Raw genomic sequence first — 7234 nt, forward strand, 5'->3', positions numbered from 1 at the left:
CTTCTGCGTCACGACATGGATCAGGCAGGGGCCTTCCGCCGCATCGCGGACATTTTCCAGCACCGGGATCAGTGCGCCCAGATCATGGCCATCGATGGGTCCCACATAATAGAACCCCAGCTCCTCGAACAGCGTCCCGCCGGTGGTCATGCCGCGGGCGAATTCCTCGGCCTTTTCGGCGGCGTTATGGGCGCGGCGCGAGATTCGGCGGATCGCGCGCTTGGCGAAGCTGCGCAGGCTCAGATAGTTGGACGACGAAACCGTGCGCGCGAGATAGGCCGAGAGGCCGCCCACGGGCGGCGCGATCGACATGTCGTTGTCGTTGAGGATCACGACCAGCCGGTTGCCCGCCGCCTCGGCATTGTTCATCGCCTCATAGGCCATGCCCGCGCTCATCGAGCCGTCGCCGATCACCGCCACGACCTTGTGGTCCTGGCCCTTCCGGTCGCGGGCCGCGGCGAAGCCCAGGGCCGCCGAGATCGAGGTGGCCGCATGGGCCGCGCCGAACGGATCGTAGGCGCTCTCGCTGCGCTTGGTGAAGCCGGAGAGGCCGCTCCCCTGGCGCAGGGTGCGGATGCGGTCGCGGCGGCCGGTGAGGATCTTGTGCGGATAGGCCTGATGGCCAACGTCCCAGATCAGGATGTCCTTGGGCGTCTGATAGACGTGGTGCAGGGCGACAGTCAGTTCGACGACGCCCAGGCCCGCGCCCAGGTGACCGCCAGTCTGGGAGACGGCATCGATGGTTTCCGCGCGCAACTCGTCGGCCAGCTGCCGTAGCTGCGGAATGGAGAAGCTGCGCGTGTCGGCGGGCGAGGCGACCGTGTCGAGCAGAGGCGTGACTGGGGACATGGGTGACGCGGGCAAAGGGGGCAATTTCAGCTGCGGCGCTCTAGCACGAAATCGACGCTCGCCCGTAGGAATTCGGCCTGCCGGCCGAACGGGTCCAGGTGGGCCTTGGCCTGCTTGGAGAGCAGTCCCAGGCGCTCGCGGGCGGCGTCGACGCCCAGCAAGGTGACGAAATTGGTCTTGCCCTTGCCGGCGTCCTTGCCGGCCGCCTTGCCCATGGTCTTAGCGTCGCCTTCTGCGTCCAGCAGATCGTCGACGATCTGGTAGGCCAGCCCTAGATCCTGGGCGAACCCCATCAGCGCGTGGCGCTGGGAATCCTTCGCCCTGGCCAGCACCAGCGGCAGATCGAAAGCGCAGGCGATCAGCGCGCCGGTCTTCAGCCGCTGCATCCGCGCCACCCCGCCCAGGTCGTCGCGGGCGCCCAGGATGTCGATCATCTGGCCCCCGACCATGCCCCGGGCGCCTGCCGCCATGGCCAGTCTGGCGACCAGTTCACTACGGATAACACCATCCGAATGCGTGTCGGGGTCGGCGAGGATCTCGAAGGCCGCCGCCTGGAGGGCGTCGCCCGCCAGCACGGCGGTGGCCTCGTCATAGGCCTTGTGCACCGTGGGCCGGCCGCGACGCATGTCGTCATCGTCCATGCACGGCAGGTCGTCGTGGATCAGGCTGTAGGCCTGGATGCATTCCAGGGCGCACGCGACCCGCAGGACCGAGCGGTCCTCCAGGTCGAACATCCGCCCGGTCTCCAGGGCGAAATAGGTGCGCAGCCGCTTTCCGGGGCCAAGCGCCGCATAGCGCATGGCCTCGGTCAGCCGGCCCTCGGGCCCCTCGCCCCGCGGCAGGAGCTCGTCCAGCGCCACGGTGACCAGGTCGGCCGCCTCCGCCACGCGCCGGGCGGTGTCGGACATCAGCTGAACTCGGCCGGTTCGACACCCTGGGCGGCGCCCGCGCCCATGACGATCTTCTCCACGCGCAGGCGCGCGGCCTCCAGGCGGGTCTCGCAGTGGGCCTTCAGCTCCGCGCCGCGCTCGTACATCCGGATGGAATCCTCCAGCGGCGCCTGGCCCGATTCCAGCCGCGCCACGATCTGCTCCAGCTCGGCCAGGGCGGCCTCGAAGCTCATGGCGTCGATGTCGGCGGGTTCGGACATTCGTATCCCCTGATCTCGGCGCCGAACCTAGAACTGGCGACGACGCCGGTCCACCCGCTATGGAGCCCCTGCCCCGAAGACGTGTCACGCCTCTGCAATGCACAGGCGCCATGGTCCGCCAGGTCCGCAGAGCGAGTATCCATGGCCTATTCACGCCGCAGTTTCCTGGCCCTCGCCGCCACCTCGGCGGCGTTCGCCGGTGTTCCCCAGGCGTTCGGCCAGACGGGGGTGACCTACCGCAACGAGGTGACCGGCTACGGGCCCCTGATCCCCGATCCCAAGGGCCTGTTTGAGCTTCCCGAGGGGTTCTCCTACCGGGTGATCTCAGAGGCCGGCCAGCGGATGGACGATGGCCTGCTGACGCCTGACAAGATGGACGGCATGGGTTGCTTCCCGGCCGGGCGTGGCCGCGTCGCCTTGGTGCGGAACCACGAACTGAGGCCGACCGAACCCGGCCGCTCCGCGTTCGGCGCGGACGGGGCGCTGGCCGCCGGCATCCCCGCCGATCGGGTGTTCGACCGCACGGCCCTGGGCCATCCGATGCCCGGCGGGACCACCACCCTGATCTATGACCTGCGCGCCGGCCGGCTGGTGTCGCAGCACCTGAGCCTGGCGGGCACCAGCACCAACTGCGCCGGTGGCCTGACGCCCTGGGGCAGCTGGCTCACCTGCGAGGAGACCACCCTGGCGAAGGGGCCCGGCGTCTCCCAGGACCACGGCTGGGTGTTCGAGGTGCCGGCCGATGCCCGCGGCCTGGTCGAGCCCCACCCAATCCGCGCCATGGGCCGGTTCCGCCATGAGGCCGCGGCCATCGATCCACGGACCGGCGTCGTCTATCTCACCGAGGACACCGCCGACAGTCTGATCTACCGCTACCTGCCCAATGACCGTCGGCGGCTGCATTCGGGCGGTCGGCTGCAGGCCCTGGGCTTCCGAGAGGGAGCGCAGGCCGATCCGCGCAACAAGGTCGAACGCTTCTGGAGCCCGGGCGACTGGCGCGACGTGGTCTGGATCGACCTGGATGGCGTCGAAAGCCCAGCCGATGACCTACGCCTGCGCGGCGCCGCGCGCGGGGCCGCGCGGTTCGCCCGCGGCGAGGGCCTCTGGTTCGGCGACGGCGAGCTGTTCATCACCTGCACCAGCGGCGGCCCCGCCGCCCACGGCCAGATCCTGCGCTATGTGCCCAGCCGCCGGGAAGGTCGCCCGGGCGAGGCCGACCGCCCAGGGCGCCTGCAACTGTTCGTCGAGCCGTCCGACCCGGCGGTGATGAGCATGGCCGACAACATCGCCGTCGCGCCCTGGGGCCACCTCTTCGTCTGCGAGGACAAGGGCGTCGGCCAGAACCAATTGAAGGCGGTGACCCCCAAGGGCCAGGTCTATGCGGTGGGCCGCAACGTGATGGCCTCGCCCCAGGGCGTGCCGATCAACACCGAGCTGGCCGGCGTCTGCTTCTCGCCCGACGGCGCGACCCTGTTCGTGAACCTCTACATGCCCGGCAAGACCCTGGCGATCACCGGCCCGTGGAACCGGTTCAGGGCCTGATCACCCCCGCTCGAAGCGACGCATTGACCAGTACTTGTAGCCCTCGCTGCGGGTCAGCCGCCAACCGCGGCGGCGCAGGCTCAGGCCGACCATGAAGTTGAAGAAGCCGTGCGCCAGAACCACCACGTCCTGGCCCCTGGCGGCGCGCTCGGCCAGCATCTCGGCGGCGGCGTCGGAGCGGGCCTGCGCCTCGGCCCGGGTCTCCTGCCCCTCGTTGTGATTGAAGTACCACCACCAGACCCTGGCGTAGAACCCCCACATCTTCGGCGACAGCCGGATCCAGGACGGCCAGTCCGGCGGCGGCAGGGGCGCCTCGATCAGCAGCGCCTCCTGGGTGAAGGTCTTGCCGGCGCACAGGGCCTGGGCGCTCTCGACGGAACGCAGGCGGGTGGACGCCACCAGCGTGCCGCAGCCCTCCACGAAGCGCAGCAGGGATGCTGGCGGAGTCTGGCCGGGCAACAGACCCATGATCTCGTAGCTGGCCCAGAAGTCGCGATACTCCTGGGCGGTCAACCTGACCTTGCGCGACAGCGCAGGTTCGCCGTGCCGGGCCAGGATGATGGCGCCGGAACGGGTCGGGGCGGGCGTTGCTGAAACCTCTGCGGTCAAGGCGCTGGCCATTCCATCCCGCAAGCTTCGATCGACGGACCCACGAAGCCTTCGTCCCTCACGCCTCAGCCAGGGCCCGAACATGCGCGAGCGCCGAGCGGCCCAGAGCTCCAAGGTGGTAACCGCCCTCGAGCGAGGAGACAACCCGGCCCTTGGCATGGCGGTTGGCCACCGAGACGACGGCCCGGGTGGCCCAGGCGAAGTCCGCCTCCTCAAGCTGCTGGCCGGACTCGCCGATGGGATCGTCGCGGTGAGCGTCGAAGCCGGCGGAGATCAGGATCAGGTCCGGGGCGAAATCGTCGACTCGCGTCATCAAGCCCTCGAAGGCCTCGCGCCATACCCGGGGCTCCGCCCCCGGCGCCACTACGGCGTTGGCGATGTTGTCCGAAACGGGCTCGGACGGGTGGCCGGTGCCCGGCCACATGGGCCACTGCTGGATCGAGGCCAGGAACAGGTTCGGCTGGCCATCGAAGGCCGCCTGCGTGCCGTTGCCGTGGTGGATGTCGAAGTCCACCACCGCCACCCGGGCCAGTCCCGCGGCCTGGGCGGCCATGGCGGCGATCGCCACGTTGGAGAAGATGCAGAACCCCATGGGCAGGCCGGGCTCCGCATGGTGACCCGGGGGCCGCACGGCGCAGAACGCCCGCTCAGCCTCACCCGCCGCCACGTCGCGCGCCGCCTGTACCGCCGCGCCCGCCGCGCGTCTGGCGGCGTTCAGGCTCCCCGCCGACATGTAGGTGTCGGGATCGAGCCTCAAGGCCTCCGCGCCGGGCATGACGCCGAAGATGGTGTCCACATAGGCCTGCGGATGCACCCGGGCGAGGTCGGCTTCCTCTACCAGGGGCGCCTCGCGCACGCCGAGGTCGAGGTCGGTGGCTTCGGTCAGCGCGTCCATCACCGCGCGCAGGCGTTCCGGGCTCTCCGGGTGGCCTTCGCCCGGCCGGTGGTCGAACATGTCCGTGTGGGTGTAGAGCGCAACGATCATGACTGATCCTATCGCAGTTTCGCCGCCGGCCCGATGATACAACCCCTGATCCGCCGCGCGGGGTCCGCCGACGCCGAAGCTTTGGCGAAGATCGGCGCCGACACGTTCGCCGACACTTTCGGACATCTGTACCCGAAGGGCGACCTCGCGCGCTTCCTGGCGCAGACCTACTCACGCGACCGGGCGCAGGCCGAACTGGCCGATCCCGGCAACGCCTCGTGGGTGGTTGAGACCGGCGGCGAGACAGTGGGTTTCGCCCTGGCAGGCCGCTGCGCCCTGCCGCATCCACAGGTCACGCCCGAATGTGGGGAGCTCAAGCGGCTCTACTTCTGCAAACCCTGGCAGAGCGCCGGCCTTGGCGGGGCGCTGTTCGGCGAGGTTTTAGCCTGGCTGCAAGCCGACGGGCCGCGCGACGTCTGGATCGGCGTCTGGTCGAAGAACTTCGGCGCACAGCGGTTCTACGCAAGACAGGGATTCGAAAAGGTCGGCGAGTACGGGTTCACGGTGGGAAATACAGTCGATCGCGAATTCATATTCAGACGTTCCGCAGATAGCTTTTCTACATTCCACCCTAAATTGGCGTAAGACGAACATAGTTTCGCCAAAGTCGCCGTCGGTTACCGGATAATCATTGCAGATATTTAACCTTAAACCATCTTGGCGCGGGCTCTGCGATTTGGGACCTTGGCCTCAATCATCGGTGCTTGAGGCGACGGGCGGGATGTTGAGGATCGGTTACATTCGACTGCGCGATGAAGGCTCCGCCGAGGATGCGGCGTCGCTGAAGGCCATGGGCTGCCACGTGGTCCGCGCCGAGGAGCCGCCCGGGCCGGAGGCGGACGATAGCGGCGTGCTGTTCTCGATCCTCGACTTCATCGGCTCCGGCGACCAGTTGGTGGTCGGCCGGCTGGACCACCTGGCCCACTCCAGCCGCTCGGTGCTGGACGTCATGGACCGGCTGGAGGCCAGAGGCGCCAGCCTCTACGTGGTCGATCCTGAACTGTGCAGCGAAGGCGACGGCGGCCGCACCCTGCGCGCCGTGCTGGAAGCGGTCTCGACCCTGGAGCCGGCAGCCGATGCCCGCCGGCGCCGGACCGCCGCTGCGCCCCAGCAAATCCGCGCCCTGCAACGCGCCGGGGTGGGCCCAGTGGAGATCGCCCGCCGCCTGGGCGTGTCGCGCATGACGGTCTGGCGCAAGCTGCGCGCCCTGGAGGCCTGAGCCCGGCCCCCGTTCCGCGCGGCCGCCACACTGGACATCGGCAACCCGCGGCCCCATCCTTTGCGTTCAAACGATCGTTCGGCACGCGAGACGACCCGATGTTCATGCGTTTCTTCACCGAGTTGCGGCAGGCCCGGGTGCCGGTGACCCTGCGCGAGTACCTCATGCTTATGGAGGGGCTCGACAAGGCGGTGATCGACCGCAAGGTCGACGACTTCTACTACCTGTCGCGCGCCGCCCTGGTGAAGGACGAGAAGAACCTCGACAAGTTCGACCAGGTGTTCGGCCACGTGTTCAAGGGCCTGGAGCGGGTCGAGGGCGACATCGCCCACGACATCCCCGCCGAGTGGCTCAAGAAACTCTCCGAGAAATTCCTCACTGAGGAGGAGAAGGCCCAGATCGAGGCCATGGGCGGGTTCGACAAACTCATGGAAGCGCTGGCCGAGCGCATGAAGGAGCAGAAGGAGCGCCACGAGGGCGGATCGAAGATGATCGGCACCGGCGGCACCTCGCCGTTTGGCGCCAACGGATACCACCCTGAAGGCGTCCGCATCGGCAGGACAAGGGCCGCCATGGCAAGGCGATCAAGGTCTGGGACAAGCGCGAGTACAAGAACCTCGACGACAGCGTCGAGCTGGGCACCCGCAACATCAAGGTGGCCCTGCGTCGCCTGCGCAAGTGGGTGCGGGACGGGCATCCCGATGAACTCGACATGAAAGGCACCATCAAGGGCACCGCCGAGAAGGGTTACCTGGACATCCAGATGCGCCCGGAGCGGCGCAACAAGATCAGCGTGCTGATCTTGTTGCGGCGCTCCGGGCGCATCTGGATGTCCAGGTAACCCTTCTCGGCGGTGCCCTTGATGGTGCCTTTCATGTCG

At 68.5% G+C, this 7234-nt stretch carries 8 protein-coding genes and 1 pseudogene; 4 read left to right on the forward strand and 5 right to left on the reverse strand.

All coding sequences use genetic code 11. From position 1 onward, the window contains the following. The 3 genes from ACLL81_RS10990 to ACLL81_RS11000 all read right to left on the reverse strand — a co-directional run. The coding region (locus tag ACLL81_RS10990) for a 1-deoxy-D-xylulose-5-phosphate synthase N-terminal domain-containing protein (RefSeq protein WP_411288384.1) at positions 1–849 on the reverse strand (849 nt) is incomplete at its 3' end. Between the two features lie 26 nt (positions 850–875). Continuing rightward, a complete protein-coding gene (locus ACLL81_RS10995) occupies positions 876–1757 on the reverse strand; it encodes a polyprenyl synthetase family protein (RefSeq protein ID WP_411288385.1) in 882 nt (293 codons plus the stop codon). Continuing rightward, a complete protein-coding gene (locus tag ACLL81_RS11000; RefSeq protein WP_411288386.1) occupies positions 1757–1999 on the reverse strand; it encodes an exodeoxyribonuclease VII small subunit in 243 nt (80 codons plus the stop codon). The genes ACLL81_RS10995 and ACLL81_RS11000 overlap by 1 nt, the downstream gene beginning before the upstream one ends. Positions 2000–2140: 141 nt before the next feature. Between ACLL81_RS11000 and ACLL81_RS11005 the strand changes: the two genes are divergently transcribed. Next, positions 2141–3541, forward strand: coding sequence for an alkaline phosphatase PhoX (locus ACLL81_RS11005; RefSeq protein WP_411288387.1), 1401 nt, complete (start codon positions 2141–2143; stop codon positions 3539–3541). Here ACLL81_RS11005 and ACLL81_RS11010 read toward each other — a convergent pair whose 3' ends face one another. Together ACLL81_RS11010 and ACLL81_RS11015 are read right to left on the reverse strand one after the other, a co-directional pair. Then, on the reverse strand, positions 3542–4162 hold the full coding sequence (locus ACLL81_RS11010) for a histidine phosphatase family protein (RefSeq protein ID WP_411288388.1): 621 nt from the start codon (positions 4160–4162) through the stop codon (positions 3542–3544). Positions 4163–4208: 46 nt separating this feature from the next. Further along, entirely contained in the window at positions 4209–5135 is a 927-nt protein-coding gene (locus tag ACLL81_RS11015; protein ID WP_411288389.1) for a histone deacetylase family protein, read from the reverse strand. Positions 5136–5168: 33 nt separating this feature from the next. On the opposite strand from ACLL81_RS11015, the gene ACLL81_RS11020 reads away from it, so the two are divergent. From ACLL81_RS11020 to ACLL81_RS11030, 3 genes and pseudogenes are all read left to right on the forward strand, one after another. Then, entirely contained in the window at positions 5169–5720 is a 552-nt protein-coding gene (locus ACLL81_RS11020; RefSeq protein ID WP_411288390.1) for a GNAT family N-acetyltransferase, read from the forward strand. Positions 5721–5856: 136 nt separating this feature from the next. After that, positions 5857–6354, forward strand: a complete 498-nt coding sequence (locus tag ACLL81_RS11025) for a recombinase family protein (protein ID WP_411288391.1) — start codon at positions 5857–5859, stop codon at positions 6352–6354. A 98-nt stretch (positions 6355–6452) separates the two neighbouring features. Next, positions 6453–7174: pseudogene (locus ACLL81_RS11030) on the forward strand (VWA domain-containing protein); the annotation flags it as partial. Between the last annotated feature and the right edge of the window lie 60 nt (positions 7175–7234).

Source organism: Phenylobacterium sp. (genome assembly GCF_046590535.1).
Taxonomy (GTDB): domain Bacteria; phylum Pseudomonadota; class Alphaproteobacteria; order Caulobacterales; family Caulobacteraceae; genus Phenylobacterium.

What these genes read in the sequence shown, in the direction of transcription:
- ACLL81_RS10995 (WP_411288385.1), bottom strand. Translation starts at nt 1,757, where the DNA reads ATGTCCGACACCGCCCGGCGCGTGGCGGAGGCGGCCGACCTGGTCACC.
- ACLL81_RS11000 (WP_411288386.1), bottom strand. Translation starts at nt 1,999, where the DNA reads ATGTCCGAACCCGCCGACATCGACGCCATGAGCTTCGAGGCCGCCCTG.
- ACLL81_RS11005 (WP_411288387.1), top strand. Translation starts at nt 2,141, where the DNA reads ATGGCCTATTCACGCCGCAGTTTCCTGGCCCTCGCCGCCACCTCGGCG.
- ACLL81_RS11010 (WP_411288388.1), bottom strand. Translation starts at nt 4,162, where the DNA reads ATGGCCAGCGCCTTGACCGCAGAGGTTTCAGCAACGCCCGCCCCGACC.
- ACLL81_RS11015 (WP_411288389.1), bottom strand. Translation starts at nt 5,135, where the DNA reads ATGATCGTTGCGCTCTACACCCACACGGACATGTTCGACCACCGGCCG.
- ACLL81_RS11020 (WP_411288390.1), top strand. Translation starts at nt 5,169, where the DNA reads ATGATACAACCCCTGATCCGCCGCGCGGGGTCCGCCGACGCCGAAGCT.
- ACLL81_RS11025 (WP_411288391.1), top strand. Translation starts at nt 5,857, where the DNA reads ATGTTGAGGATCGGTTACATTCGACTGCGCGATGAAGGCTCCGCCGAG.